The organism is Propionibacterium australiense, assembly GCF_003666605.1.
GTDB lineage: Bacteria > Actinomycetota > Actinomycetes > Propionibacteriales > Propionibacteriaceae > Propionibacterium > Propionibacterium australiense.
The window spans coordinates 385,430-412,011 of record NZ_RCIV01000001.1; the positions used below are offsets into that span (position 1 = coordinate 385,430).

The window sequence follows — 26,582 nt, forward strand, 5'->3', positions numbered from 1 at the left end:
GGCACTGCCCTGTGCGAGAGGAGGGAATGGCTCAGTTGACGGCGCCGCTGGTCGCTGCGACGGCGGCGTCGACCTCCTCGGCGTGCCTCCGCACCGCCTCGCGACGCTCCCTGCCCCAGGTCTCACGGGTGGTGAGCGCGCAGACCAGGCCGATGACACCGTAGATGACGATGAGCAGGGCCGGCCCCTTCCAGTCGAGGGCCTCGTACAGGGCGGTGCAGAAGAAGGGCGTGAAGCCCGACAGCACGGCGGAGAACTGGTAGGCCAGCGAGACGCCGGCGGAACGGCGCTCCGGCGGGTACAGCTCGGAGAACCAGGCTCCCTGGATGCCGGCCATGCCGTTCTGGCAGACGCAGTAGCTGATGATCATGCACACGAGCATGACGCCCGCGGAGTCCACGTGCAGCAGACGGAACAGCGGGAAGCCCCAGGCGATGACGACGACCGACAGGCCGATGTACAGGCCGCGGCGCCCGATCCTGTCGGACAGGGTGCCCCAGCCGATCGTGGCGAACAGGCCGATCGCGGCGGCGGTGAGCAGGGTCGGCAGGGTCCGGCCGGCGTTCTGCGGCGCGTGCATCCGCACGTAGGACAGCACGTAGGTGATCGCCACGGCGTAGGTCGCGGTCTCGGCGATGCGCAGGCCCATGGCCTTGAAGAAGTTCTGCCAGTCGTTGCGCAGCGAGGCGAGGATCGGGTTCTTCTCGATGTTGCCCTCCTCCTTGACCTCCTCGAACTCTGGGGATTCGGAGACGTGCGTCCGGATGATGATGCCGACGGCGATGAGGACCGCGCTGAGCAGGAAGGGCACGCGCCAGGCCCAGGTGCCGGGCAAATGGGTCGAGAGCTGGAAGGCGATGGTCGACAGCAGCAGGCCGAGCGGGAACCCGGCCTGGGTGATGCCGGTGAGGAAGCCCTTGTGCAGCCAGGGGGCGTGCTCGTAGGTCATGAGGATGGCGCCGCCCCACTCGCCGCCGAAGGCCAGGCCCTGGATGATGCGGACGATGACCAGCAGGATCGGGGCCAGGATGCCCGCGGTGTCGTAGGTCGGCAGGCAGCCGATGGCGACCGTCGCGCCGCCCATGAGGAGCAGCGAGGCGATGAGGATCGGCTTGCGGCCGATCCGGTCGCCGAGGTGACCGGCGAGGATGCCGCCGATGGGCCGGACGGCGAAACCGATGCCGAGTGTGGCGAAGGAGGCCAGCAGGCCGAGAACCGGGCTGACGGCCGGGAAGAAGGCGTCGTTGAGGTAGAGCGAGGCGGCGGTGCCGAAACCGATGAAGTCATAGGTCTCGACCGTGGCGCCAACGCTGGAACCGATGGCGACCTTGAACTTCTCGGGTGTGCCGTGGACGGGCGTGCCGTGCTTGGCCATCTCGGCCAGCTCGGCCTGGAGCGCAGCGTTCGGCTCCGGTGAGGTAGTCATGTTGCTCCAAAAGTCCTGGAAGACCGCGTGCGGGCCTTCGTGATGGGAAAGGTGGGGACGAGCGCTGTCCCTGACGATGGGCGGGCCGGCCTGCCGGCCGGCCACGAGCCACGGTTGGGCGGGCCGTCATGGCACCGCCGTGGCGGGTGCGGGGAGGGGACGTGTCCGGCCCGCTCCCCGCACGGGGTCCTTCAGGACCGGCGTCTCAGGCCAGCAGGCCCTTGGTCCGCTCCACGATCCTGGCCGTGCTCACGCCGTAGCGGTCGTACAGCGTGGGCAACGCACCGGCGTCGAGGAATTCGTCGGGCAGCGCCACCGGGTGGATCTGCCTGGTGACGCCCTTCTTCGCCATGGCCTCGGCCACGGCGCCGAAGAGACCGCCGATGACGGTGTGGTTCTCGGCCGTCAGGACAAGGCGGTCCTGAGCGATCTCGGCGAGGACGGTCTCCTCGTCGAACGGCTTGAGGGTCGGGCAGTGCAGCACGCTGACGTCGATGCCGTCATTGGCGAGCTCGGTGGCCGCGTCGAGCGCGCGCTCGGTCATGAGACCGGTCGACACGATGAGGACCTCCTTGCCGGGGCGGATGACCTTGGCCTTGCCCAGCTCGAAGGCGTAGTCGTACTCGTCGAGCACGACCGGGACCTTGCCGCGCAGGACACGCATGTAGGTCGGGCCGTCGTGAGCGAAGAGCTGCGGGGTGGCCTGGACGATGTCGATCGAGTCGCAGGGATCGACGATCGTCATGTTCGGCATGCCGCGCAGGATCGCGATGTCTTCGGTGGCCTGGTGGGACGGGCCGTAGCCGGTGGTCAGGCCGGGCAGGGCGCACACCATGTTGACGTTCAGGTTGCGCTCGGCGATGTCGAGGCAGATGAAGTCGTAGGCGCGGCGGGTGGCGAACACCGAGTAGGTCGAGGCGAAGGGGATGAAGCCCTCCTGCGCAAGACCGGTGGCCGCGCCGACGAGGGCCATCTCGGCCATGCCGACCTGGTAGAAGCGGTCGGGCATCGCGTCGCGGAAGATGTGCAGGTCGGTGTACTTGGCCAGGTCGGCCGACAGGCCGAGGAGACGTTCGTCCTTCTCGGCGATCTCGAGCAGGGCATGGCCGAGCGGGGCGGCCATGGTGCGCTGGCCCTCGCGGGCGATGTCGGCGCTCATCGCGCCGGAGACGAGTTTCTTGGGGCTCATAGTCCGTATGCCTCCTTGAGATGCTGCTGTGCAACGGCCCACTCCTGCGGAGCGACCCTCATGAAGTGGAGCTTCTCGCGGGTCTCGAGGAAGTCCACGCCCTTCGCGAGCTTGGTGTCGGCGATCAGGCAGCGCGGCTTGTCGTTGTCGACGCCGTAGCGCAGCTCCTCCAGGAGCTCGACGACCTTGGCGAGATCATTGCCGTCGCAGCGCCGGGTCTCCCAGCCGAAGGCCCGGAAGCGCTCGTCGATGGACTCGGTGGTCATGATCTCCTGGCTCTTGCCGTCCGCCTGCTGGTTGTTGAAGTCGACGATGGCGATCAGGTTGTCGAGCTTGAAGTGACTGGCGGTCTGCGCGGCCTCCCAGGTGGAGCCCTCGTCGAGTTCGCCGTCGGAGAGGACGTTGTAGCAGACGTTCTCGGTGTTGCCCTTGCGCTTCAGACCCAGGGCGATGCCGTTGGCGATCACCAGGCCATGACCGAGGGAGCCGCCGGAGATCTCGACACCGGGGGTGTACGAGGCCATGGCGGACATCGGCAGTCGGGAGTCGTCGGTGGCGTAGGTGTCCAGCTCGTCCTCGTCGATCATGCCGATCTCGACGAGTGCGGCGTAGATGGCCAGACCGTAGTGGCCCATCGAGACGAGCACGCGGTCACGGCCCTCCCACTCCGGGTTCTTCGGGTCGAGCCTTGCCTGGTCCACGTAGAGTGCGGCGAGCACGTCCGACAGCCCCAGGGCCTGGCCGATGTAGCCCTCGCCCTGCACAGCGGCCTCGCGCAGGGAGTTCCGGCGGATGCGGTAGGCCGCCATGCGGAGCGCCTCGAGACGCTCCGGCGTGATCGGTTCACGGTTCGTTGTCATGTTCACTCCTCGTTCCGGCGCACGTCACGCGATGTAGGCGCCGCCGTTGATCGACTGGGTCGTGCCGGTGACATAGCTGGCGTCCTCGCTGGACAGCCAGACGTACATGTTGGCGATGTCGCGCCCCGTGCCCTGGCGCTTCATCGGGATGGTCGCGGTGAGCCTGTCCTCGTCCTCCTGGCTGTTGCCGGCACGGATGTCGGTGGCGACGACGGCCGGGCAGATGGCGTTGACGGTGATGCCCTCGGGAGCCATCTCCCTGGCCAGCGAACGGGTCAGGCCGAGCACGCCGGCCTTGGCGGCCGAGTACGGCGTCTTGCTGAAGACGCCGCCGCCCTGCTGAGCGGAGACGGAACTCATGTTGACGATGCGCCCGTAGCCGCCCTCGATCATGGCCGGCAGGAACGCCTGGCAGGTGTTGAAGACGCCGGTCAGGTTGACCGCGATGACCTTGTCCCACAGCTCGGGGGTGACCTCGAGGAAGGGCACCGGCGAGGGGATGCCGGCCACGTTGGCCAGGGCGCCCACCGGGGGGAGGTCGGAGGCGGCGACCTGCTGGGCGATGTCGAAGACCTGCTCGCGGTTGGTGACATCGGCCGCGTAGGCGGCGACCCGCGCGCCGGTGTCCTTGGCGATGGCCTCGGCAGCGCTCCTGACGCCCTCCTCGTTCAGGTCGAGGACGACGACGGCCCAGCCCTCCTCGGCGAAACGCTGAGCGGTTGCGTACCCGATGCCATGGGGTGAAGCAGCGCCCGTCACTACTGCGGTCCTGGGGCCGACGCCCGTTCCGAGTCCCATTCTGGATCTCCTCACTTCATCGTGATGATTGAAGTCAACTGTTTACTGTTGACTGTTGACACTGAGCATAGGCAGTCATCCGCGAGCACGTCAAGGGCTGGGATGTCAGCTCTTCCCGCCGATTCGGGCAACGAGCCACGGCACCGGGTACCTCGGGCTCACCGGCACCGGGCCGGGCAGTCGGCAACCGGGGCGGCAGGGAGGGCTACGAACCCATCTGGGAGACCCAGAAGGAGCCGGCGCGGCGCATGTGGTCGGCGAAGGCGGTGATGATCTCGAGCTCGTCAGCGGTGCGCACGGCGTGGACGAGCGGTTCGTGGTGCGCGCGGGTGATGATGATCGGGATCACCGCGCTCTGGTGCATGGCTCCGGCGAAGATGACGACGCGCATCTGCTGCTGCAGCTCGAGCCACTTCGCGAGGAGGAGCTTGTTGCCCGACAACTCGCACAACCGCTGGTGGAAGGCCAGGTCCTGCTGGACCGCGTCGGACAGGTCCCCCAGCTTCTCCTGGGGCAGGGCCCTGGCCAGCTCGTCGCACAGGGCCTCGCGATCGGCGCTCCGGGCCAGGCGCACCGCGGCGCCGCTCTCGAGGAAGGAACGGACCTCGTACAGCTCGGTGACCTCGGTCGGCGTGAAGGAACGGACGATGAGGCGGCCCCGCGAGGCCGACTCGGCGAGGCCGGCCTCCTCGAGCGCCCGCAGGGCCTCGCGCACGGTACCCCGGCTCACGGAGAACTGGGCGGCCAGATCGGTCTCGTTGAGATGTTCCCCGGACGCCAGCTGTCCCTCGAGAATCGCCTCGCGCAGCTGGTCGAGCACCTGCGTCCGCAGATTCACGCGTCGCACGGCACTGATGGTCATGAGGGCACATCCTTCGAGGTCGTGTCAGGGGTCCCGATGAGCAGTCATCGGTACGCCTCAAGGTCAGGGGGATCATACGTCATGACGTGGGAGTTTTCCCGCATTTGGGTCACTCCCGCTGGCCGCCGGGTCGGGCCGGGCGCCAGGGCTTCAGGCCGAGCGTGTGATGACCTCGTCACACAGCCGGTCGAGAGCACGGCGCGTCGGCCCCTCCGGTACGGCGGCCAGCTCGGTGCGGGCAAGATCGGCCCGGCGGCGGATCTCGGCACGCGCCTCGTCGATGACATGGTTGGCGCGCAGGGCGGCCAGGGCACGGGCGAGATCGGCGTCATCGGTCGACGAGGAGCGGATGAGAGCCATGAGATCCTGGTCCGCCGGGTCGTCGCTGGCGGCGAGCAGGAGCGTGGGCAGTGTGAGGACGCCCTCGCGCAGATCGGTGCCGGGCGTCTTTCCGGTCTCGTCGCTGACGATGTCGATGAGGTCGTCCGACAGCTGGAAGACCAGGCCGATCTGCATGCCGTAGCGGCCGATCGCGTCGATGACCGGCCGGTCGGCGCCGGCGACCATGGCACCGAACAGCGCCGAGGTGCGGATCAGCGCACCGGTCTTGCCCTCGATGACGCGAAGATAGTGCTCCATGGGGTCGGCGCCGGGCTGCGGGCCCTTCATCTCGCCGATCTGGCCGGTGACGAGATCGGCGAAGGTGTCGGCCTGCAAGCGCACGTAGTCGTTGCCGAGATGAGTGACCTCACTCGAGGCACGGGCGAAGAGCCAGTCGCCGACCATGATGGCCGTGGAGTTGCCGAAGGCCGCGTTGGCGCTGGGCACCCCGCGGCGCAGATCGGCCTCGTCCATGACGTCGTCGTGATAGAGCGAGGCTACATGGGTCAGCTCGACGACGACGGCCGCACGTGTCACGTCCTCGGGGTCCGCGCGGGGTCCCAGGTGGCTGGTGAGGGCCACCAGCAGTGGACGGAAACGCTTGCCGCCGGCCGAGATCACATGCGCGGCTGCCTCTGCCAGGAAGGGATTGTCGGCCCCGAGAGCCACCTCATCGAGCCGTCGCTCGATGGCGGTGAGCTGGTCGTCGATGCTCTCGGCGAAGGCCTCGTCCTCAGCCTGGCTCACAGTCGTCTCCTATCAGCGCAGGAACCCTGCCGCGCTCGTGAAAAGGTCGAGCACGGAACCAGGTGCAAGACCAAGGACAAGCGTACCGACGGCCCCAACAACGATCACCACCCAGGTCGGGACCCCGGCCTTGACGACGTCGACGGAGGCGTCCGGTTTGTCGAAGTACATGATCTTGACCAACCGGAAGTAGAAGCCGGCGGTGACCAGGGACATGACGATCGCCACCACGACGAGCCAGGTGTAGCCGCCCTGCCAGCCGGCGACGAAGGCCACCAGCTTGCCGACGAATCCGCCGGTCAGCGGGATCCCGGCCATCGACAGCAGGAAGAGCGTCATGATGGCGCCGAGCACCGGTTCGCGGCGGCCGAGACCGGCCCAGGCGTCGAAGCCGGTCGCCTCGCCGCCGCTGCGGCGGACCATCGTCAGGATCGCGAAGGCCCCCATCGTGGCAAGACCGTAGCCGGCCAGGTAGAACATGACCCCCGAGACCGAGCCGGTGAGCCCCTCCCCCAGCGCGTCTCCGGCCATCGCCCCGACGACGGCGACCAGGATGAACCCGGCATGGGCGATCGAGGAGTAGGCCAGCAGGCGCTTGACGTCATTCTGGGCCAGGCCGACGACCGCGCCGAAGAGCATCGTCAGGACGGCGATGACGGCGAGGACCAGCTGCCAGTCCCAGCGGGCGCCGCCGAGGGCGACGAACAGCAGCCGCAGCAGCCCGCCGAAGGCCGCCAGCTTGGTGCACACGGCCATGAAGGCGGTGACCGGGGTCGGGGCTCCGGTGTAGACGTCCGGCACCCATGCGTGGAAGGGCACGGCGCCGATCTTGAACAGGACACCGGCCGCGGTCAGGGCGAGACCGGCCATGAGCAGCGTCTGGGACTCGATGCCGAGCGTGATGCCTGCGTCGATGTCGGTGAACAGGAAGGAGCCGCTGAAGCCGTACAGCAGCGCCGCGCCGAACAGGAACAGCGCGCTGGACATGGCGCCCAGCAGGAAGTACTTCAGCGCGGCCTCCTGCGACAGGAGCCGACGGCGACGCGCCAGGGCACACATGACGTACAGCGGCAGCGAGAGGATCTCCAGGGCGACGAACATGGTCAGCAGGTCGTTGGCCGCCGGGAAGACGAGCATGCCGAACAGCGACAGCTCGAGCAGGATGAAGACCTCGGTGTTCTCCTGACGAGCGGCGATGGCCTCGTGCTCGGCCCGTGAGCCGGGCACGGTGTGGGCCTGGGCGGCGAAGGCGCTCGACCCGCCACAGACCCGACGTTCCCCGTACAGGAGACTCGCGCCGATCCCGAAGACCAGCAGCAGCGACCAGACGATCCGGGTCGGACCGTCGATGCTCAGGCCGCCCATGACGGCCACGCCCGGGGTGACCGACCAGCCCGCGCAGACCAGGGCGAGGGCGATGAGCTGGGCGATGAGGGCCAGGCCGAACTGGACGGTGAAGCGCCTGGCACGGGGCACGATGGCCTCGACGAGCACGGCGCACACGGCGCCACCCAGCAGGACGAGCAGCGGGGCGATGAGCCCGTACTCGATCGTGGGATTTGTCATGACTCACTTACCCCCGTTCGAGACGCTCGGCTCGGGATCGCTGGCCGAGACGTGAACCATTGCCTGCTGCGCGGTCGGGGCGACCATGTCGAGCGCCGGCCCCGGCACCAGGCCGAAGAACAGCATGAGGATGATGAGCGGTGCGATGACTGCTCGTTCACGGCCGCTGAGGTCGTGCGTCAGGTGCCTCTCGCTCGCCTCGCTCACCGGGCCGGTGAAGACCCGCTGATAGGCGAGCATGATGTAGACCGCGGCGAGAACGGTGGCGACGACGGCCACCGCGACGAAGACCAGGTGCCTGCTCCAGGCGCCGGACATGATGAGGTACTCGCCCGCGAAGTTCGCCAGACCGGGCAGGCCGAGCGTGGCCAGGCCGGAGACCAGGAAGACCCCCGCCAGCACGGGAACGAGTTTCTGGGCCCCGCCGAAGTCGGTGACCAGGACCGAGCCGCGGCGGTCGGCGAGGAAGCCGACGACCAGGAACATGGCGGCGGCGCTGAAACCGTGACCGAGCATGTAGAAGATCGAACCGGTCAGCGACGTCGTGGTGAACGCGAAGATGCCGAGCACCATGAACCCGAAGTGGCTCACCGAGGTGAAGGCCACCAGACGCAGCAGATTCCGGGAGCCGATCGCCATGAGCGCGCCGTAGAAGATCGAGATGACCGCCAGGGTCAGCACGAAGGGCGTCGCCCAGCCGCTGGCCTGCGGGAAGAAGGCCAGGCAGAAGCGGATCATGCCGAAGGTCCCGATCTTGTCGAGCGTTGCCACCAGCAGCGAGGAGGCCCCCGGGCGGGCCTGCTCGGCGGTGTCGGGCAGCCAGGTGTGCACCGGAACCATCGGGGCCTTGATCGCGAAGGCGATGAAGAAGGCGACGAACAACCAGCGCTCGGTGCCCGTTGCCATCGGCAGGCCGGTCAGGTCGGCGGTCAGCAGGCTCGGGGCGCCGTCGGAGGCCGAGATCACGTACATGCCGATGACGCCGAGCAGCAGGACCAGGCCGCCGAGCAGGCTGAACAGCAGGAACTTCAGCGCCGCAGCGGTGCGGCCCGTGCCGCCCCACCCGGCGATGAGGAAGTACATCGGGATGAGGGTGGCCTCGAAGAAGATGTAGAACAGCAGCAGATCGGAGGCCATGAAGACGTAGAGGGTGAAGCCCTCCAGCAGCAGGGCCAGGGCCATGAAGGCCTCGGTGCTCCAGCGCGGGGGCAGCACCCCGTCCTTCTCGACCGGTCGGCCCTTCGCGCCGGCCATCCTCCTCGGGGCATCGCCCACGTGCCACTCGGCGAGCAGGACGACCGGCACGAGGACGACGGTGAGGCCGATGAGCAGTTTGGTCATGCCGTCGGCGTCCAGCGCGTACCAGGCGCCGATCGTGCCGATCCAGCTGTGCTGCTCGGCCAGGGCCGCGGAGTCCATGGGCAGGATGGCGATGCCGCAGGCGAGTTCGGCCAGGGCGAAGGCCATCGCGGCGGTCTTGCCGCCACGGCCGCGCAGAGCGAGGACGATGATCGAACCCGCGATCGGCAGCAGCCCCAACAGGGTGAGCCAGGGGAATGTCATTTCTCTTCCTCCCTCAGGCCAGCCGGCCCAGGATCAGCACGGCACCGATGATGACCGAGCCGAAGGTCATCAGGGCGCCATAGGTGCGGACATATCCGTTCTCCAGCAGCCGCAGCAGACCGGACGCGCCCTTGACGAGGGTGGCGCTGCCGTTGACGGCGCCGTCCACGACGTAACGGTCGGTCAGCTCCAGACCGTCGCACAGCCGCTGGCCGGGTCGCATGAACACGGCCTCGTTGAACGCATTGGCGTAGAGCTCGTTGCGGCCGGCGTTGACGAAGAAGTTGCGGCTGACCGGCATCTCCTGGGCGATCGGACGGCGGTAGATCAGGACGCCGAGCACGACACCGCAGACCACGGCGAGCAGGGTGACCCAGGCGATGACGCTCGTCTCGAAGACGTGGACGGGCTCCACCTCGGCGCCGATGGCATCGGACAGCCAGCCCTGGATCCAGCCGTTGAGCACGAGGCCGCCGATGACCGAGCCGACGGCCAGGATGACCAGCGGGATGACCATGACCGGGCCGGGGCGGTGCGGGTGCACGCCGGGCAGGTGACGGGACGGGCCGAAGAAGGTCATCACCACCAGGCGCGTCATGTAGAAGGCGGTGACGGCCGCGCCCGCAATGGCCAGCCAGCCGAAGACCGCTCCCCTGCCGAAGGCGGCGTTGATGATGTGGTCCTTCGAGTAGTAGCCGGCGAAGAAGGGGCAGCCGATGATGGCCAGGTAGCCCATCGCGAAGGTGCCGAAGACCCAGGGCATGCCCTTGGCCAGCGCCCCGAAGTGCCGCATGTCGGTGTCGTCGCCCATGCCGTGCATGACGGCGCCGGCACCGAGGAACATGTTCGCCTTGAACATGCCGTGGGTGAGCAGGTGGAAGATCGCGAAGGCCACGCCGGCCGGGCCGAGGCCCGCGGCCAGCATCATGTAGCCGATCTGGCTCATCGTGGAGCCGGCCAGCACCTTCTTGATGTCGTCCTTGGCGCAGCCGATCCAGGCGCCGGCGAAGATGGAGCACAGGCCGACGACGACGACGGCGAGCGCAGCCTCGTCGCTCAGCGTGAAGATCGCCTGGGAGCGGACGACCAGGTAGACGCCGGCGGTGACCATCGTCGCCGCGTGGATGAGGGCCGACACCGGAGTGGGGCCCTCCATGGCGTCGAGCAGCCAGACCTGCAGCGGCACCTGGGCGGACTTGCCGCAGGCCGCCAGCAGCAGGAGCAGACCGAGCGCGGTGGCCCAGCCGTGGGACATGCCCGGTGCGGCCGCGTTGACGTCGGCGAACGAGACGGAGCCGAACAGCGCGAACATCGCGAAGCTGGCGCACAGCAGGCCGAGGTCACCGACCTTGTTGGTGAGGAAGGCCTTCTTGGCAGCCAGGGCCGCCGAGGTGCGTTCCTGCCAGAAGCCGATGAGCAGATAGGAGGCCAGGCCGACGCCCTCCCAGCCGATGAACAGCATGATGTAGTTGTCGGCGAGCACCAGCGTGAGCATGGCGCCCAGGAAGATGTTGAGGAAGGCGAAGAAGCGACGCCGCTTCGGGTCCTCGGCCATGTAGCCGATCGAGTAGATGAAGATGAGCGAGCCGACGCCGGTGACGAGCAGCGCGAAGAGGATCGACAGCGGGTCGACCAGCAGCCCGATCTCGATGCTGCGGCCACCCACCTCGGCCCAGGTGTAGACCGGCACCGAGACGGCGCGGTCGGCCGCCGGGGCACCGAGCAGCTGGACGAACTCGGTCAGGGCGATGACGAAGGCGGCGACCGGCGCCGCCGCACCGAGCAGATGGCCCCAGGAGTCACCGGCCCGCCCGACGACGAGCAGGATGCCCGCCACGGCGAGTGGGATCGCGATGAGCAGCCAGGCGAGGCCGAGCGCACCCGTGGCTGCCACCGGAGTGAGTGTTTCGAGAAGAGTCACCGCTGCCCCCTCAGTGCTTCAGCAGGTTCTCGTCGTCGACCGAGGCCGACTGGCGGGTACGGAAGATGGTGATGATGATGGCGAGTCCGACGACCACCTCGGCGGCCGCGACGACCATGACGAAGAAGGCCGCGATCTGCCCGTCCAGACCACCGTGCACGTGGGAGAAGGTCACCAGCGCGAGATTTGCCGCGTTGAGCATGAGTTCCACCGACATGAAGGCGATGAGCGCGTTGCGGCGGACCATGAAGCCGAGCAGCCCGATGCACAGCAGGACGGCTGACAGGATGATGTAGGCGTTCGGGTTCATCACTCGTCCCCCTCGTTCTCCTCTGAGTCGGCGCCCTCCGGCGCCTCCGCCTCCGAGGCCGCGGCGAGCGCCACGGCCGGGCCGGGGCTGGGCAGCTCGTTCTCGCCGGGCAGCAGGCCGTGCTGCTCGTCCCGGACGGCTCGGATCGTCTCGTCGGCGACGATGTTCGGGGCGACGAGACGCCCCCGGTCGACGACCACGACACCGCGCGCCGCGAGCGTCGGGATGACCGAGCCCTCGGCGATCGAGCCGTCTGGAAGCAGGGCCGGGTGATCGGCCGAGTTGTGGCGGGCGTAGACGCCGGGGTTGGGAAGGGGCGCCGGGTCGACGCCCTGCTCCGCGTACTCGCGGATGCGCCGGGCGGCACGGGCCTTCTGACGTTCCTTCTTGCGGAGCCGCTCGCCGTGGGCCAGCACCATCGCGGCGAGGGCCGCCGTGATGAGCAGGGCCGCGGTCGCCTCGAAGGCGAAGACGTAACGGCCGAAGACCAGGTAGGCCAGCGAACGGACGTTGCCCGCCTCACCGACCGCCTCGTCAAGACCCGCCGGCTCGGTGATGACGCCGTGGCCGACGGCCAGGACGAGCAGCACGAGCAGGGCGGCTGCACCGACGGCTGCCGCGACGCGCTGGCCCTTGATCGTCTCGACCATCGCGTCGACCGAGTCGACGCCGATGATCATCATCGTGAAGACGAAGAGCATCATCACCGCACCGGTGTAGACGATGATCTGGGCGACGAACAGGAAGGGTGCGTCGAGACTGGCGTACAGGCAGGCCAGGCAGATCATGACGGCGGCCAGGCACAGTGCCGAGTGCACCGGCTTGCGGCTGAGGACGAGCCCCAGCGCCGCCGCCACGGCCAGGACGGCGAACACCCAGAAGACGACGGCCTGGGCCGTGAGCAGTGGGATCATCATGCGGCTCCCGTCTCGTGCTGAACGGTGGTCTGCTCGACGGGGCGGCTGGAGGCGCGTACGCCGACGGCGTCGGCCGCGCCGCGTTCGTCGAGCTGACCGGTGGGCGGCAGCCCACGGAAGTAGTCCTTCTCGTCCTCGCCGAGCCGGCGATCGTGCGGCGGGGCCTCCATGCCGGGCAGCAGCGGCGCCAGCAGGCGCTGCTTGTCGTAGATGAGGCTCTCGCGGGTGCGATCGGCCAGCTTGAACTCATTGGTCATCGTCAGCGCGCGCGTCGGGCAGGCCTCGATGCACATGCCGCACAGGATGCAGCGCAGATAGTTGATCTGGTACACCTTGCCGTAGCGCTCACCCGGGCTGAAGCGCTGCTCGTCGGTGTTCTCCCCCGCCTCGACGTAGATGGCGTCGGCCGGGCAGGCCCAGGCGCACAGCTCGCAGCCGACGCACTTCTCGAGCCCGTCGGGCCAGCGGTTCAGCTGGTGACGCCCGTGGAAGCGCGGGGCGACGACACGCTCGGCGCCCTTCTGCGGGTACTTCTGCGTGAAGGACTTGCGGAACATCGTTCGGAAGGTGATTCCGAAACCGGACCAGGCTCCCATGTCAGTTCTCCTCCCCCGCCGCAGGCCGCGAGCCGTCGTCGTCCGATCCGGCCGGGGTCCCGGGCGGATCCGACTCGGCGACGATGCCGGCGAACTGCCTGGCCTGGCGGCCCGGCATCGGTGGCACCGGGTAGCCGCCGGCGAAGGCGTCGAAGTGCGTCTCGGCGTCCTCGTCCGGTTCGGCCTCGGCCCTGGCGGGCCACAGGGTCCAGACGAGCAGGATGACGATGGCCACCCCGATGACGATCGCGATGAGCGGTGAGCCGAACCAGCCGTTGACCACGCCACCGCGCAGGACGGAGAAGACCAGGATCCACACCAGCGAGATCGGGATGAGCCACTTCCAGCCGAGGTTCATGAACTGGTCGTAGCGGAACCGCGGCAGCGCCGCCCTGGCCCAGACGAAGAAGAAGATGACGAGCTGGGCCTTGAGGAAGAACCACAGCAGGCCCCACCAGCCGTGGTTGACGGCGTCGATCATCGAGAACGGCCATGGGGCCCCGTAGCCGCCGAGGAAGAGCGTGGTGCACACCCCGGAGACGGTGGCGACGTTGATGTACTCGGCCAGGAAGAACATGGCGTAGCGGAAACCCGAGTAGTCGGTGATGTGCCCGGAGACGATCTCCGACTCGCACTCCGACAGGTCGAAGGGCAGGCGGTTCGTCTCACCGAAGATCGACACGATGTAGATGCAGAAGCTCGGCAGCAGGGGCAGCCAGTAGTGCGTCGGGAAGAAGGTCTGCAGCCCGAAGAGGTTCATGTTCTGCATCTGGGCCTCGACGATCTGGCTGGTGCTCATCGAGCCGGCGAACATGAAGACCGTCACGAGCGACAGGCCCATGCACACCTCGTAGCTGATGAGCTGGGCCGTGGCGCGCATCGAGCCGAGGAACGAGTACGTGCCGTTGGAGGCCCAGCCGGCCAGGACGACACCGTAGATGCCGACCGAGGCGATGGCCAGCACGAGCAGGACCGAGACCGGCAGGTCGGAGACCTGCAGGCGGGTCGTGTGGCCGAACATGCGCACCTCGCCGCCGAGCGGGATGACGGCCCACGAGCTGAAGGCCGCGATCGCGATGAGCATCGGGGCCAGCGCGAAGACGATCCGGTCGGTGCGCGCCGGGCGGAAGTCCTCCTTGAGGAGGAGTTTCACGCCATCGCCCATGGCCTGCGGCAGGCCGAGGGGACCGTTCATGATCGGGCCCTTGCGATTCTGCATGCGACCGAGGACACGTCGTTCGAACCACACGTTGAAGATGGTCCACAGCAGCAGGATGACGAAGACGCCGACGACCTTGATGAGGACCAACCACCAAGGGTCGGGGCCGAAGATGGCGCTCTCGAGCGGGTTCACGCCGCACCTCCCTGATCGGCGGTCTGCGAGGGCTGGGTGCTGCGCGCCGCCTCGACCCGGACTCGGTCTGCGGGCCGGGCGCCGAGCAGGGCACTCAGCGGTTCCACGGAGTTGAACGGTGCCCAGACGACGCCGGGCATCATGTCGGATTCGATGCGGACCGGTAGCTGCAGCGAACCGGCCGGCCCGCTGATGCGCACCGGGGTGCCGGCGTCGACGCCCAGGGCCTCGGCGTCGGCCGGGGACAGGGCGATGGACAGCGGTTCGGTGGCGGCGCGGGCGAAGTCGGCGCCGTCGAGGGCAGCCGAGTTGTCCATGAGCAGCCGCCAGCTCGCCAGGACCATGCCCTGGCCGTCGTCGTCCGGCCCGGCCGGGGCCGGACGGGGCTCGAAGCCGGCTCGCGTGCCCGTCCAGTCGCCCAGCCCGGCGAGCTCGGCACCGGCCTGGGCGGGGCTGCGCACCCCCAGATCGGCGCCGAGGGCATCGGCCAGGGCGGCGAGGACCCGCACGTCGGTCATCGGCGCCTGATGCGCGGCGTTGATGAGCGCGACCGGGCGGGTCCGGTGCTCCCAGTTGACGAACGTGCCGGCCTGCTCCTCCAGGAGGGCCACGGGCAGGACGACGTCCGCGTGCTCGGTGACGTCGCTGGGACGCTGCTCCAGGCTCAGGACGAAACCAGCCGATCCCAGGGCGTCCTCGAAGGCCTTCGGGTCGGCGAGGTCCTCTGCCTGGAGACCGCCGGTGACGAGGGCCTTCAGCTCGCCGGAGGCCACCGCCTCGATGATGCGCCGGACGTCCCGGCCCGGCCCGGCGGGCAGGGACTCGACGCCCCAGGCAGCGGCCAGCTCGGCCCGGGCGGCCGGGTCGGCGCTCGTGCGCCCGCCCGGCAGCAGCCCCGGCAGGGCGCCCGCCTCGAGGGCGGCGAGCTCACCGGCGCGGCGCGGGATCCAGGCGAAGCGGGCGCCGTGAGCGGTGGCCTGGGCGACGACAGCGCTCAGCGCACCGGGGCTGGCCGCCGCACGCTCGCCGACGAGGATGATCGTGTTCTCGTCGAGGCCGCCGTCGGCGGCCAGCCGGGCGAGCCGGGCCGCCTCCTGGCCGGGGGCGGTGGGCAGCAGGCGGGCGCCCATCTTGCGCGAGCCGCGGGTGCTGAACGGGGCCAGCGCGACGACCTCGAGTCCCCGCTTGCGCCACGCCTTGCGCAGGCGCAGGAAGACGATCGGGGACTCGTCCTCGGGCTCGAAGGCCACCAGGACGACGCGCCGGGCGTTCTCCAGGTCGGCGTAGGTGACCGACTCGGCGAGCCGGCGGCCGGCGACGTGGGCGGCCAGGAAGCAGGCCTCCTCGTCGCTGGCGGGGCGCGAGCGGAAGTCGATGTCGTCGGTGCCGAGCACGGCACGGGCGAAACGGGACCAGGCGTAGGCGTTCTCGAGCGTCAGCCGCCCGCCGGGCAGCACACCGACCGCCTGGCCGGCTGCCGTCAGCCCGGTGACCGCGGCGTCGATGGCCTCGTGCCAGCCGGCCGGCACGAGACGTCCGTCCCGGCGCACGAGCGGGCTCGTCAGCCGGCGCCCGTCCTGGCCGGAGCGGTAGCCGAAGCGGCCCTTGTCGCAGTTCCACTCCTCGTTCACCGCCGGGTCGTCGCCGGCCAGGCGGCGGCGCACCGCGTAGTGCCGGTGGTCGACCCGCAGCTCGCAGCCGGCGGCGCAGTTCTCGCAGCTCGTCGTCGTGCTCACCAGATCGAAGGGGCGCGCCTGGAAGCGGTAGTCGGCACTGGTCAGGGCGCCGACCGGGCAGATCTGGACGATGTTGCCGGCGAAGTACGAGTTGTACGGCTGGTCCTCGTAGCTGCTGATCTGGCTCAACGCGCCGCGCTCGGCGAGGCTGATGAAGTCATCGCCGCTGATCTGGTTGCTGAACCGGGTGCAGCGCTGGCACAGCACGCACCGGTCCCGGTCGAGCAGCAGCTCGGCGCTGATGTGGATGGGCTTGGCGTAGGTGCGCTTGACGCCCTCGTAGCGCGACTCGCCCGGCCCGTGGCTCATCGTCTGGTTCTGCAGCGGGCACTCGCCGCCCTTGTCGCAGATCGGGCAGTCGAGCGGGTGGTTGATGAGGAGGAACTCGAGCATGCCCTCCTGGTGCTTGGCCACCTTGTCGTTGGACTCGGCGGTCTCGATCCTCATGCCGGGCATCGCGGTGAGCGCGCAGGCCGGCTGCGGTTTCATCGGGCGCCCGTTCCCGGCGTCGGGAACCTCGACGAGGCAGGCCCGGCAGGCCGCGACGGGGTCGAGCAGCGGATGATCGCAGAACCGCGGGATCTCCAGGCCGATCTTCTCGGCGGCCCTGATGACGAGCGTGCCCTTGGGCACCTCGACCTCGGTCCCGTCGATGGTGAAGGTGACCGTGTCCGGCTTCGCGGAGACGTCGGTGCTCATTCCGCACCCCCTTCGGTGGTGGACGTGACGGTGGCCAGTTCACGGGGCGCGGCGAACAGTGCGCTGGCCTCGTAGGGGAACAGCTCCCAGGCAGGCGTGCCGTTGCAGCCGGCCTCGAACTCGTCGCGGAAGTGCCTGACGGCACTGGTGATGCAGGCGACGAAGCCATCGGCGAGGGTGCAGAAGCTCTTCATCGTGACGTTGTCGCAGACGTCGAGCATCTTGTCGACGTCGCCCGGGGAGCCCTTGCCGGCCTCGATGTTGCGCAGCGTCTGGACGAGCCACCAGCTGCCCTCGCGGCACGGCGTGCACTTGCCGCAGCTCTCGTGCTTGTAGAACTCGGTCCAGCGCAGCGCCGTGCGGACGACCGAGACGGTGTCGTCGAAGCACTGCAGGGCCTTGGTGCCCAGGATCGAGCCGGCCGCGGAGACCGACTCGTAGTCGAGGGGCACGTCGAGGTGCTCGGGCGTGAAGATCGGGGTGGAGGAGCCGCCCGGGGTGAAGAACTTCAGCTCGTGGCCCTCGCGGACGCCGCCGGCCATCTCGAGGAGTTCGCGCATCGTGATGCCGAGCGGGGCCTCGAACTGGCCGGGACGGCGCACGTGCCCGCTGACCGAGTACAGCATGGCGCCCTTGGAGCGCTCGGTACCCATCTGCTGGTACCAGGCCGCACCGTGCTCGACGATCGCCGGGACCGAGGCGATGGACTCGGCGTTGTTGACCACCGTCGGGCAGGCGTACAGGCCCGCGACGGCGGGGAACGGCGGACGCAGCCGGGGCTGGCCGCGGCGTCCCTCGAGCGAGTCGAGCAGGGCCGTCTCCTCGCCGCAGATGTAGGCGCCGGCGCCGGCGTGGACGATGACGTCCAGGCCGTAGCCGGTTCCGAACAGGTCCTCGCCGAGGTATCCGGCCTCGTAGGCCTCGGCGACGGCCCTGCGCAGCCGGCGGATGACGTGCAGCACCTCACCGCGCACGTAGACGAAGGCGTGGTGGGCGTTGACCGCGTAGCAGGCGATGATGATGCCCTCGATGAGGGTGTGCGGGGTGGCCATGAGCATCGGCATGTCCTTGCAGGTGCCGGGCTCGGACTCGTCGCAGTTGACCACGAGGTACTTCGGGTTCGGGTTGTCCTGCGGGATGAACGACCACTTCATGCCGGTCGGGAAGCCCGCGCCGCCGCGGCCGCGCAGGCCCGCGTCCTTGACCAGGGAGATGACGTCGGGCGAGCTCATCGTGGTGAGCGCCTTGCGGGCGGCCCCGTAGCCGCCGTGGCTCACGTAGTTCTCCAGCCGCCAGGACCCTTCCTCACCCCAGTGGGCCGTGACGATGGGAGTCAGCTTGTCGACCATCACGCCTCCTGCTCCTCGGGCGCCGGTTCGCCCGGCGCCGTCCAGCCGTGCTCCCGGGCGTACTTCAGACCACGCAGGCTGGGCTCGCCCGCGCTCGGCCCCTCATCGGCCCGGCCGTCGTCGAAGCCGGCGAGGACGCGTTCGGCCTCGCGCCAGCTCGTGATCGTCGCGCCCCGCGTGGAACGGACCTGCCTGCCCTCCGCCAGGTCATCGAGCAGCCGATCGGCCTTGTCGGGGGTCATGTTGTCCATGAACTCCCAGTTGACCATCATGACGGGCGCGAAATCGCAGGCGGCATTGCACTCGAGCCGTTCGAGGCTGAACATGCCGTCCGGCGTCGTCTCCCCGTCGCTGATGCCGAGCTTCTTCTCGACGTGGTCGAGCAGGATGTCACCGCCGAGCACCGCGCACAGGGCTGTGGTGCACACGCCGATGTGCTGCTTGCCGGCCGGGCGGCGCTTGTACATGGTGTAGAAGGTGGCCACCCCGTTGACCTGGGCGGTGCTGATGCCCAGGACCTCGGCGCAGGCGCGCACCCCGGCGTCGGAGACGCGTCCGTCGACCGACTGCACCAGGTGCAGCATCGGCAGCAGCGCGGAGCGGGAGTCGGGGTAGCGTCCGGCCAGCTCGCGCATCTCGGCGAGAGTCGTCTCGTCGATGTTCGTGGGCTCCTCGTCGGCGTCGATGCGCACGGCATCGTCGAAGTGGGACATGAACTCGTGATCACTCATGCCACGTCACTGCCTCTCGTCATCGCGTCGGGTGTCCTGTGGTGGGTCTGCAGCCTGGTCATCGGTCGACACCGCCCATCACGGGGTCGAGTGAGGCGATGCCCATGATCGCGTCCGAGAGCATGCCGCCCTCGGACATGATCGGGACCGACTGCACGTGGTTGAAGCCGGGGTCGCGCAGGTGGGCGCGGTAGGGCCGGGTGCCCCCGTCCGAGACCAGGTGGAAGCCCAGCTCGCCGGCCGGCGCCTCGACCGGCACATAGGCCTGACCGGCCGGCACGTGGAAGCCCTGCGAGACGATCTTGAAGTGGTGGATGAGGCCCTCCATGGACTCGCCCATGATGTGCTTCACGTGCTCGTTGGAGTTGCCCTGGCCGTCGGAGGCCACGGTCAGCTCGGACGGCCAGCGCAGTTCGGCGTCCTCGATGCGGTAGGGCTCGCCCTTGGAGGCGGCCAGCTCGTCGCGCACCTGCTCCAGGATGCGGACCGACTGGTCCATCTCGTTCAGGCGGATCACCCAGCGCCCGTAGGCGTCCATGCTCGTGGCGGTGCACACCTCGAACTCGTAGTTCTCGTAGCCGCAGTACGGCTGGGTCTTGCGCAGGTCCCAGGGGTAGCCGGTGGCCCGCAGGACCGGGCCGGAGGCGTTGAGCATCATGCACTGGCTCAGGTCCATGTGGGCCACGTTCTGCATGCGGTTCATGAAGATCGGGTTCTGGAGGGTGAACTGGCCGATCTCCGGCAGATTCTTCTTCAGCTGGCGCAGCAGCTCGTCGAGCAGGTCGAGCCCGTCGTCGGGCAGGTCGTTCTGCACCCCGCCGGGGCGGATGTAGGCGTTGTTCATGCGCAGGCCGGTGACGGCCTCGGTGAAGTCCAGGACGCGTTCGCGTTCTCGCAGGCAAACCTCCTGCACGCTGGTGGCGCCCAGTTCGAGGCCGCCGGCGCCCACCCCGGTCAGGTGGGAGGCGATGCGGTTGGCCTCCATCATGAGGACGCGCAGCTGGCTGGCGCGGCGCGGCATGTCATCGGTGATGCCCAGCAGTCTCTCGACGGCCAGCGAGTAGGCGCCCTCGTTGAAGATGCCGGCCACGTAGTTGCACCTGGTGGCGAAGGCCGAGCCCTGCGTCCAGGAGCGGTACTCCATGTTCTTCTCGATACCGGTGTGCAGGAAGCCGATGCTCGGGCGGACGGACAGGACCGTCTCGCCGTCCAGTTCCATCACCAGTCGCATGACCCCATGGGTACTGGGGTGCTGGGGTCCGACGTTGACGACGATCGTCTCGTCATTGCTCTCGCGCTGGGCCTGGACGATCTGGTCCCAGTCGGCACCGTTGGACAGGTAGGCGGCGTCGACGCGCTCATCGCCGGGTTCGGCGAAGAGATCGCCGGAGCCGTTGCGGTTCTCGGTCTGGCTCATTGGTTGTAACTCCTGCGCTCGCTCGGGGGCGCCACGACGGCTCCCTTGAACTCGACCGGGATGCCTCCCAGCGGATAGTCCTTGCGCTGGGGGTGGCCCACCCAGTCGTCGGGCATGAGGATCCGTGTCAGGCCCGGGTGCTGGTCGAAGACGACGCCGAACATGTCCCAGGTCTCCCGTTCGTGGTAGTTGGCGTGCGGGTAGACCGGCACGACCGAGGGCACGTGCGGGGCGGAGTCCGGCAACTCGACCTCGAGGCGGATACGGCGGTTGTAGGTGTACGACAGCAGGTGGTAGACCACGTGCAGCTCGCGTCCGGCCTGCTCCGGGTAGTGCACGCCCGAGACCGACGGGCACACCTCGAAGCGCAGGTCCTCGTCGTCGCGCAGCGCCCGGCAGAGCTCGACGAGCCTGCCCGGCAGCACGAAGAAGGTGATCTCCCCGCGGTGCACCATGACGTGGGTGGCGAACCCGGGGACGAGTTCGGCCATCCGGTCGGCGACCTGGTCGAACCAGCCCCCGAACGGCGGGGTCGTGATGCCGGCCAGGGCGGTGGTGCGCTCCAGGCCGTTGAACCCCGAGGTGTCACCGGATCCCGTGCCGGAGCCCCACATGCCGGTACGGCGGGCGACGATCTGATCGTGGACGGCCGGGTCGGAGCCCGGCGCGAACAGCTGTGCCAGGTACGGGAACTCGAGGGACTCCTCGCCGCGTTCGGGACGCATCGGGGTGGCGTCGTTCTCGCTCATCGCATGAGCCCCTTCTGCTCGATGGTGGCCGGCGCCTCGAGCGCGGCCTTCTCCTTCTCGGCGATCTCCGCGACCCGGTCCGCGCCGATCTGGGCGTGCATGACCTCCCGGGCGCGCAGCTTGAAGACCGCGTCGATGAGCATGTCGGGTCTGGGCGGACAGCCGGGGATGTACATGTCGACGGGCACGATGTGGTCGACGCCCTGGACGACCGCGTAGTTGTTGAAGATGCCGCCGCTGGAGGCGCAGGCGCCCATGGCGATGCACCACTTCGGGCCCGGCATCTGGTCCCACAGCTGACGCACGACCGGGGCCATCTTCTGGCTGACCCGGCCCGAGACGATCATCAGATCGGCCTGGCGCGGACTGGCGCGGAAGACCTCCTGGCCCCACCGGCCGGCGTCGGCGCGCGGGCCGCCGTAGCTGATCATCTCGATCGCGCAGCAGGCCAGGCCCATCGTCAGTGGCCAGAACGAGGTCTTGCGGGTCCATCCGGCGATGGCCTCGAGCGTGGTCAGGAAGATGCCGGACGGAATCTTCTCCTCGATACCCATGTGTGATCACCTGACCTTTCAGTCCCAGTCGAGCCCGCCACGGCGCAGCACGTAGGCGTAGGCGGCGAAGATGATGACGATGAACAGGAGCATCTCGACGACACCGAACGCGCCGAGGCGGTCGAAGGCGACCGCCCACGGATAGAGGAAGACGATCTCGATGTCGAAGACGATGAAGAGCATCGCCGTGACGTAGTACTTGACCGCGAACCGGCCGCCGCCGGTGACTGTCTGCGGTGTGGGCTGGATGCCGCACTCGAAGGAGTCGTACTTGGTGCGGTTGTAACGGTGAGGGCCGACGAGCGGGGACAGCCAGATCGCCGCCACCCACACGAAGACGGCGGCCAGCGCGACCAGTCCGAGGATCGGGACGTATGCGCTCATGTCCGTTCCTTCCTGCCTTCTCAGTTCCTGTTCGATCCGCTCCGCCGGTCTAGGCCGAGGGAGTGATCCTTGTCAGCGTGTTGATGATGTGGTCGAATGCGTCGCCGTCCTTCGCGTCGGTGAGGTTGGCGAGCAGCTTGTTGACGAAGCGCATGAGCGCCGGCCGCGGGAGGCCGTAGGTGGTGCACAGGTGCATGACCGTGGGATTGCCGATGAGCCGCGAGAAGATCATGCCCAGGCGGTAGTAGCCGCCGAAGCTCTTCTTGACGTGGTTCTCGTAGCCGAGCAGGGCGCGTTCGGCGGCGGCGCCGCCGATGCCGCGGGAGTGGGCCTCGCAGATCGCGCTGGCGGCCATCTCGGCGGCCTCGAGGCTGTAGTCGATGCCCTCGCCGTTGAACGGGTTGACCATGCCGCCGGCGTCACCGACGAGCAGCAGGCCGTTGGCGTAGAGGGGCTTGCGGTTGAGGGCCATGGGCAGGGCGGCACCGCGGATCTGGCCGGCCATGTGCTCCTCGTCGAAGCACCACTGCGGCGGGGTCGTGGCCAGCCAGGTGCGCATGAGCTGGCGGTAGTCGGTGCGGCCGAAGGCCGGTGAGGAGCTGAGCATGCCCAGGCCGACGTTGCAGCGCCCGTCCCCCATCGGGAAGACCCAGGCGTAGCCGGGCAGCTGGGTGGACCTGCCGGGCTCGCCGTCCCACAGCTCGAGCCAGCTCTCCATCCACGGGTCGTCGTGGCGGGGGCTCTCGAAGTAGGCGCGCACGGCCACCCCCATCGGGCGCTTCTCGTCGCGCTGGCGGCCCATGGCCACGGCCAGGCGGGTGGAGTTGCCGTCGGCGGCGACGACGACCGGGGCGCGGAAGGTGCGCCCGTCGCTGGTGCGCACACCGGTGATGCGGTCGCCGACCAGGAGGGGTTCGACGACATTGGCGCCGGTGACCAGGTGCACGCCGAGCTGTACGGCGCGGCCGGCGAGCAGGTCGTCGAGTCGCAGGCGCGGGCAGGTGGTGCCGTAGTCCGGGAAGTCCGCGAGTTCGGGCCACGGCAGCTCGAAGGGCTCGACGCGACCGCCGTAGACGCGCAGGCCCTTGTTGTGGAGGAAACCGGCTGATTCGCTGGTGTCGATGCCCAGACGGGTGAGCATGCGGACGGCCCGCGGGGTCAAGCCGTCGCCGCAGACCTTGTCACGGGGGAAGGCGGCCTTCTCGAGGAGGAGGACGTCCAGGCCGCGCTGGGCGCAGAAGGAGGCGGTGGCGGCGCCGCCGGGGCCGGAGCCGACGACGATGACATCGGCCTCGTTCTGGTCCACCGGTGCCGAGTTCGCAAGCAATTCGGAAGCCAGGACGTTGTTCACGCCCGGCACCGCACTGTGCGTCATCGCCTCACCCAATCCACCATGGATCCGATTGTTCTGACATCCCTGACGCCGGACGCTCCCTGAGCCTGTCGTTGGGGACTCCCTGTCTCTCATAGAGTAGGCGTCCGCGCCGCCCGCGTCGACATCGGGGTCAGAAAACGGACCGGCGCTGACTCGAATTTCTTTCGGCTACTCTTCAGGCGTGATCGTTAACCCCGGTTCAACGCGAATGCGGGCGAGTACCGCCGCCATCGCCGACCCCGGCCCGCTGACCGACTTCCTGGACGGCTCGGGAGCGGCCTTCCTCAGAGGGCAGGACGGTTTCATCGCGCTCGGCCAGATGGCCCGCCTGGATGACGTCTCCATGGACGAGGCCGACGGGTGGTGGGAGGAGTTCTCCGCCCAGATCGAGAACGAGACCGAGATGCCCGAGGCCTTCGGCACCGGCCCCATCGCCTACGGCTCCTTCACCTACGACCCGGCGCGTACCAGTCAGCGCTCCTGCTTCGTCGTCCCCGAGGTCATCGTCGGGCGTCGCGAGGGCCGCTGCTGGGTCACCCGGCTCGGTTACGACCGCGTCGACCCGGTCCTGCCCGAGCGACACGGCCCGGCGACCGCTCCCGGACGGGTCCGTTTCGAGACCAGCGAGGAGGCCAACCAGGAGTGGCTCGACCACTTCAACCGCGTCAAGGAGTACATCACGGCCGGCCGGGCGGACCGGGTCGTGCTGCTGCGTCAGCTCGACGCCCTCGCCGAGGGCGAACTCGACCCGCGCTGGGTGCTGCACCGCTGGCGGCTGGGCTACGGGGGCTCGTGGGCCTACCTGGTGAGCGGCCTCGTCGGTGCGACCCATGAGGTCATGGTGCGTCGGCGCGGCGGCCTGACCGTCTCGCGCATCCTCGCAGGTTCCGTGCAGGCCCTCGGCGGCATGGACGAGGCGACCCGGACCGCCCAGCTGCTGTCCAGCAGCGAGCGGCTGTCCCAGCACCATCACGCGGTCGCGGCGGCAGCGGAATCACTGAGCCCCTTCATGACCGGCATGCACGTGCCACGCCAGCCCTTCGCGCTCTCGCTCCCCGATGGTCTCAACCTGGCCACCGACATCTGCGGCGTGGCCTCGCCCGGCCACTCCTGCCTGGCGCTCGCCTCCGCGCTGCACCCGCTGGCCTCGGTCACCGGCTCGCCCCTCGCGGCGGCCCGGGAGATCATCGACGAGACGAGCACGATCGACCGCGGCCGCTTCGGCGCCCCGGTCGGCTGGATCGACGCCCAGGGCGACGGCGAGTGGTTCGCCGCGCTGCGCGCCTGCCAGCTCGGGCAGCGGGGGGGTGCTCGGTTGTACGCCTCGGCGACGGTCTCGGCGGGTACGAGCGCCCACGACAAGCTCGTGTCCACCCAGGTCAAGCTCTCCCAGATGCGCCGGCTGCTGACCGAGCGCTGAGAGCACCGGCCGGGCAGCGGGGCCGACGCCCCGGCTGCCCGGCGCGCGGGGCTCAGGCGCCGAACGGCAGACCGGCAGCGCCCGGGGCGAGATTGACGAGGATGTTCTTCGTCTGCTGGTAGGCGTCGAGGATCATCTTGTGGGTCTCGCGCCCGATGCCGCTCTCCTTGTAGCCGCCGAAGGGGGCGCCGGCCGGGAAGGCGTTGTACTGGTTGATCCAGACGCGCCCGGTGCGCACGCCGGTTGCCACGCGCAGGGCACGGCCGAGGTCGTTGCTGAACACGCCGCCGCCCAGGCCGTAGTCGGAGTCGTTCGCCATGGCGATGACCTCGTCCTCGTCCCTGAAGGGGATGACGACGCCGACGGGGCCGAAGATCTCCTCACGGGCCACCCGCATGTCGTTGCTGCCGAGAAGGAGCGTGGGCTGCATGAACGCGCCCCGGTCCAGGGGCTCCTGCGTGCAGCGCGACCCGCCGACGACGAGCTCGGCGCCCTCGGCCCTGCCGATCTCGACGTAGTCGAGGATCTTGGCCAGCTGCCGCTCGTTGATCTGCGAGCCCATCTGGGTCTGCGGATCGAGCGGGTCCCCCACCCTCACCTCGGCGAAGGCCGCTGTCACGGCGGTCATGAAGCGGTCCAGGCAGTTGTCCTGGACGAAGATGCGCGAACCGGCCGAGCAGACCTGTCCCTGGTTGAACAGGATGCCCATCTGGACACCGTTGACGGCCACCTCGAGGTCGGCGTCGTCGAAGAAGATGTTGGCGCTCTTGCCGCCCAGCTCGAGGGTGGCCGGGATGATCTTCTCCGCGGCGGCCAGGCCGATCCCCCGCCCCACCTCGGTGGATCCGGTGAACGCGAGCTTGTCGACATCGGCGGTCTTGAGGTACTCGCCGGAGCGGCCACCCGAGCCCGTGACGACGTTGAGCACACCGGCCGGCAGGATGCCGGCCTCGTCGACGAGACGCGCCAGATCGAGCACCGACAGCGAGGTGGCGCTGGAGGGCTTGAAGACGACGGTGTTGCCCGCGACGAGGGCCGGGGCGAGTTTCCAGGCGGCCATGAGGAAGGGGAAGTTCCATGGCACGATCTGGCCGATGACGCCCAGCGGCTCGCGCAGGATGATGCTGAGCGTGCTGGGGTCGATCATGGTGGCCGCTCCCTCGTCGGCCCGCATGCAGCCGGCGAAGTAGCGGAAGTGGTCGATCCCCAGGGGCAGGTCGGCGCCCCTGGTCTCACGGATCGGCTTGCCGTTGTCGAGTGACTCGACGACGGCGAGGTGCTCCAGGTTGGCCTCGATGAGGTCGGCGATGTCCAGGAGCGCCCTGGCCCGGTCGGCGACCGGGGTGCGCGCCCAGCCCGGGAATGCCTTCCGCGCCGCCGCGGCGGCGGCGTCGACGTCCTGCCTGGTGGCGTCGGCGATGGTGGCCAGCCGCTCGGCGGTGGCGGGGTTGTGCGACTCGAGCTCGGCCCCGTCGGAGGCCGGACGCCAGCCGCCGTCGATGTACAGGCCGTAGCTGTCCTGGATGGTTGCCCTGTCGTTCATCGGATTCTCCTTCTGGGATCGCGGCCGGCCCGGCGGCCTCGCAGAGCCCCGTGCCGCACGCGCCGGCCAGTGATCCCGAACGCGTTCACCATGCGCTGCTTCTCCCCGTGGTGAGCTCACCGGGGCGGAACCGTC

The 26,582-nt window shown here is 69.1% G+C and carries 23 protein-coding genes; 1 reads left to right on the forward strand and 22 read right to left on the reverse strand.

Going from position 1 to position 26,582, the window contains the following annotated elements:
• Positions 1-31 precede the first annotated feature (31 nt).
• The 21 genes from D9T14_RS01805 to D9T14_RS01905 form a co-directional block, all read right to left on the reverse strand.
• On the reverse strand, positions 32-1,426 hold the full coding sequence (locus D9T14_RS01805) for an MFS transporter (protein ID WP_232012323.1): 1,395 nt from the start codon (positions 1,424-1,426) through the stop codon (positions 32-34).
• Positions 1,427-1,631: 205 nt separating this feature from the next.
• Positions 1,632-2,615, reverse strand: coding sequence for a transketolase family protein (locus D9T14_RS01810; RefSeq protein ID WP_119160953.1), 984 nt, complete (start codon positions 2,613-2,615; stop codon positions 1,632-1,634).
• On the reverse strand, positions 2,612-3,475 hold the full coding sequence (locus D9T14_RS01815; protein WP_119160952.1) for a transketolase: 864 nt from the start codon (positions 3,473-3,475) through the stop codon (positions 2,612-2,614). Before D9T14_RS01815 ends, D9T14_RS01810 begins: the two co-directional genes overlap by 4 nt.
• 24 nt (positions 3,476-3,499) lie before the next feature.
• Positions 3,500-4,273 (reverse strand): SDR family NAD(P)-dependent oxidoreductase, encoded by a 774-nt coding sequence (locus D9T14_RS01820; protein WP_119160951.1) that lies wholly within the window; start codon positions 4,271-4,273, stop codon positions 3,500-3,502.
• 205 nt (positions 4,274-4,478) lie between these two features.
• Positions 4,479-5,135 carry a GntR family transcriptional regulator gene (locus D9T14_RS01825; protein WP_119160950.1) on the reverse strand — a complete coding sequence of 219 codons (657 nt, stop codon included), beginning with the start codon at positions 5,133-5,135 and terminating at the stop codon, positions 4,479-4,481.
• A gap of 150 nt (positions 5,136-5,285) precedes the next feature.
• The gene (locus tag D9T14_RS01830; protein ID WP_119160949.1) at positions 5,286-6,263 is read right to left on the reverse strand and encodes a polyprenyl synthetase family protein; all 978 of its coding nucleotides are present in this window, start codon (positions 6,261-6,263) and stop codon (positions 5,286-5,288) included.
• Positions 6,264-6,275: 12 nt separating this feature from the next.
• Positions 6,276-7,829: an NADH-quinone oxidoreductase subunit NuoN gene (nuoN, locus tag D9T14_RS01835; protein ID WP_119160948.1), complete on the reverse strand. Its 1,554-nt coding sequence runs from the start codon at positions 7,827-7,829 to the stop codon at positions 6,276-6,278.
• A gap of 3 nt (positions 7,830-7,832) precedes the next feature.
• Positions 7,833-9,392 (reverse strand): NADH-quinone oxidoreductase subunit M, encoded by a 1,560-nt coding sequence (locus tag D9T14_RS01840; protein ID WP_119160947.1) that lies wholly within the window; start codon positions 9,390-9,392, stop codon positions 7,833-7,835.
• A gap of 13 nt (positions 9,393-9,405) precedes the next feature.
• Positions 9,406-11,286: an NADH-quinone oxidoreductase subunit L gene (gene nuoL / locus D9T14_RS01845; RefSeq protein ID WP_232012325.1), complete on the reverse strand. Its 1,881-nt coding sequence runs from the start codon at positions 11,284-11,286 to the stop codon at positions 9,406-9,408.
• A gap of 37 nt (positions 11,287-11,323) precedes the next feature.
• Positions 11,324-11,623, reverse strand: coding sequence for an NADH-quinone oxidoreductase subunit NuoK (nuoK, locus tag D9T14_RS01850; protein WP_119160945.1), 300 nt, complete (start codon positions 11,621-11,623; stop codon positions 11,324-11,326).
• Positions 11,623-12,537 carry an NADH-quinone oxidoreductase subunit J gene (locus tag D9T14_RS01855; protein ID WP_119161128.1) on the reverse strand — a complete coding sequence of 305 codons (915 nt, stop codon included), beginning with the start codon at positions 12,535-12,537 and terminating at the stop codon, positions 11,623-11,625. The genes nuoK and D9T14_RS01855 overlap by 1 nt, the downstream gene beginning before the upstream one ends.
• The gene (gene nuoI / locus D9T14_RS01860) at positions 12,537-13,136 is read right to left on the reverse strand and encodes an NADH-quinone oxidoreductase subunit NuoI (RefSeq protein ID WP_119160944.1); all 600 of its coding nucleotides are present in this window, start codon (positions 13,134-13,136) and stop codon (positions 12,537-12,539) included. Before nuoI ends, D9T14_RS01855 begins: the two co-directional genes overlap by 1 nt.
• Before the next feature lies 1 nt (position 13,137).
• The gene (gene nuoH, locus D9T14_RS01865) at positions 13,138-14,490 is read right to left on the reverse strand and encodes an NADH-quinone oxidoreductase subunit NuoH (protein WP_119160943.1); all 1,353 of its coding nucleotides are present in this window, start codon (positions 14,488-14,490) and stop codon (positions 13,138-13,140) included.
• Positions 14,487-16,925 (reverse strand): NADH-quinone oxidoreductase subunit G, encoded by a 2,439-nt coding sequence (locus D9T14_RS01870; protein ID WP_119160942.1) that lies wholly within the window; start codon positions 16,923-16,925, stop codon positions 14,487-14,489. Before D9T14_RS01870 ends, nuoH begins: the two co-directional genes overlap by 4 nt.
• A complete protein-coding gene (nuoF, locus tag D9T14_RS01875) occupies positions 16,922-18,274 on the reverse strand; it encodes an NADH-quinone oxidoreductase subunit NuoF (protein WP_119160941.1) in 1,353 nt (450 codons plus the stop codon). Before nuoF ends, D9T14_RS01870 begins: the two co-directional genes overlap by 4 nt.
• Positions 18,274-19,005, reverse strand: a complete 732-nt coding sequence (nuoE, locus tag D9T14_RS01880; RefSeq protein ID WP_119160940.1) for an NADH-quinone oxidoreductase subunit NuoE — start codon at positions 19,003-19,005, stop codon at positions 18,274-18,276. Before nuoE ends, nuoF begins: the two co-directional genes overlap by 1 nt.
• Positions 19,006-19,063: 58 nt before the next feature.
• The gene (locus D9T14_RS01885; RefSeq protein ID WP_119160939.1) at positions 19,064-20,422 is read right to left on the reverse strand and encodes an NADH-quinone oxidoreductase subunit D; all 1,359 of its coding nucleotides are present in this window, start codon (positions 20,420-20,422) and stop codon (positions 19,064-19,066) included.
• The gene (locus D9T14_RS01890; protein ID WP_232012556.1) at positions 20,419-21,147 is read right to left on the reverse strand and encodes an NADH-quinone oxidoreductase subunit C; all 729 of its coding nucleotides are present in this window, start codon (positions 21,145-21,147) and stop codon (positions 20,419-20,421) included. Before D9T14_RS01890 ends, D9T14_RS01885 begins: the two co-directional genes overlap by 4 nt.
• A gap of 20 nt (positions 21,148-21,167) precedes the next feature.
• Complete coding sequence (locus D9T14_RS01895) at positions 21,168-21,725, reverse strand: NuoB/complex I 20 kDa subunit family protein (RefSeq protein WP_119160937.1); 558 nt, start codon at positions 21,723-21,725, stop codon at positions 21,168-21,170.
• Between the two features lie 18 nt (positions 21,726-21,743).
• A complete protein-coding gene (locus tag D9T14_RS01900) occupies positions 21,744-22,109 on the reverse strand; it encodes an NADH-quinone oxidoreductase subunit A (RefSeq protein WP_119160936.1) in 366 nt (121 codons plus the stop codon).
• Between the two features lie 49 nt (positions 22,110-22,158).
• Positions 22,159-23,484, reverse strand: a complete 1,326-nt coding sequence (locus D9T14_RS01905; RefSeq protein WP_119160935.1) for a geranylgeranyl reductase family protein — start codon at positions 23,482-23,484, stop codon at positions 22,159-22,161.
• 181 nt (positions 23,485-23,665) lie between these two features.
• Here D9T14_RS01905 and D9T14_RS01910 point away from each other — a divergent pair, with 181 nt between their 5' ends.
• A complete protein-coding gene (locus tag D9T14_RS01910; RefSeq protein ID WP_126464252.1) occupies positions 23,666-24,904 on the forward strand; it encodes a chorismate-binding protein in 1,239 nt (412 codons plus the stop codon).
• Between the two features lie 52 nt (positions 24,905-24,956).
• Here the strand turns inward: D9T14_RS01910 and D9T14_RS01915 are convergent, their stop codons facing one another.
• Positions 24,957-26,447: an aldehyde dehydrogenase family protein gene (locus tag D9T14_RS01915; protein WP_119160933.1), complete on the reverse strand. Its 1,491-nt coding sequence runs from the start codon at positions 26,445-26,447 to the stop codon at positions 24,957-24,959.
• Between the last annotated feature and the right edge of the window lie 135 nt (positions 26,448-26,582).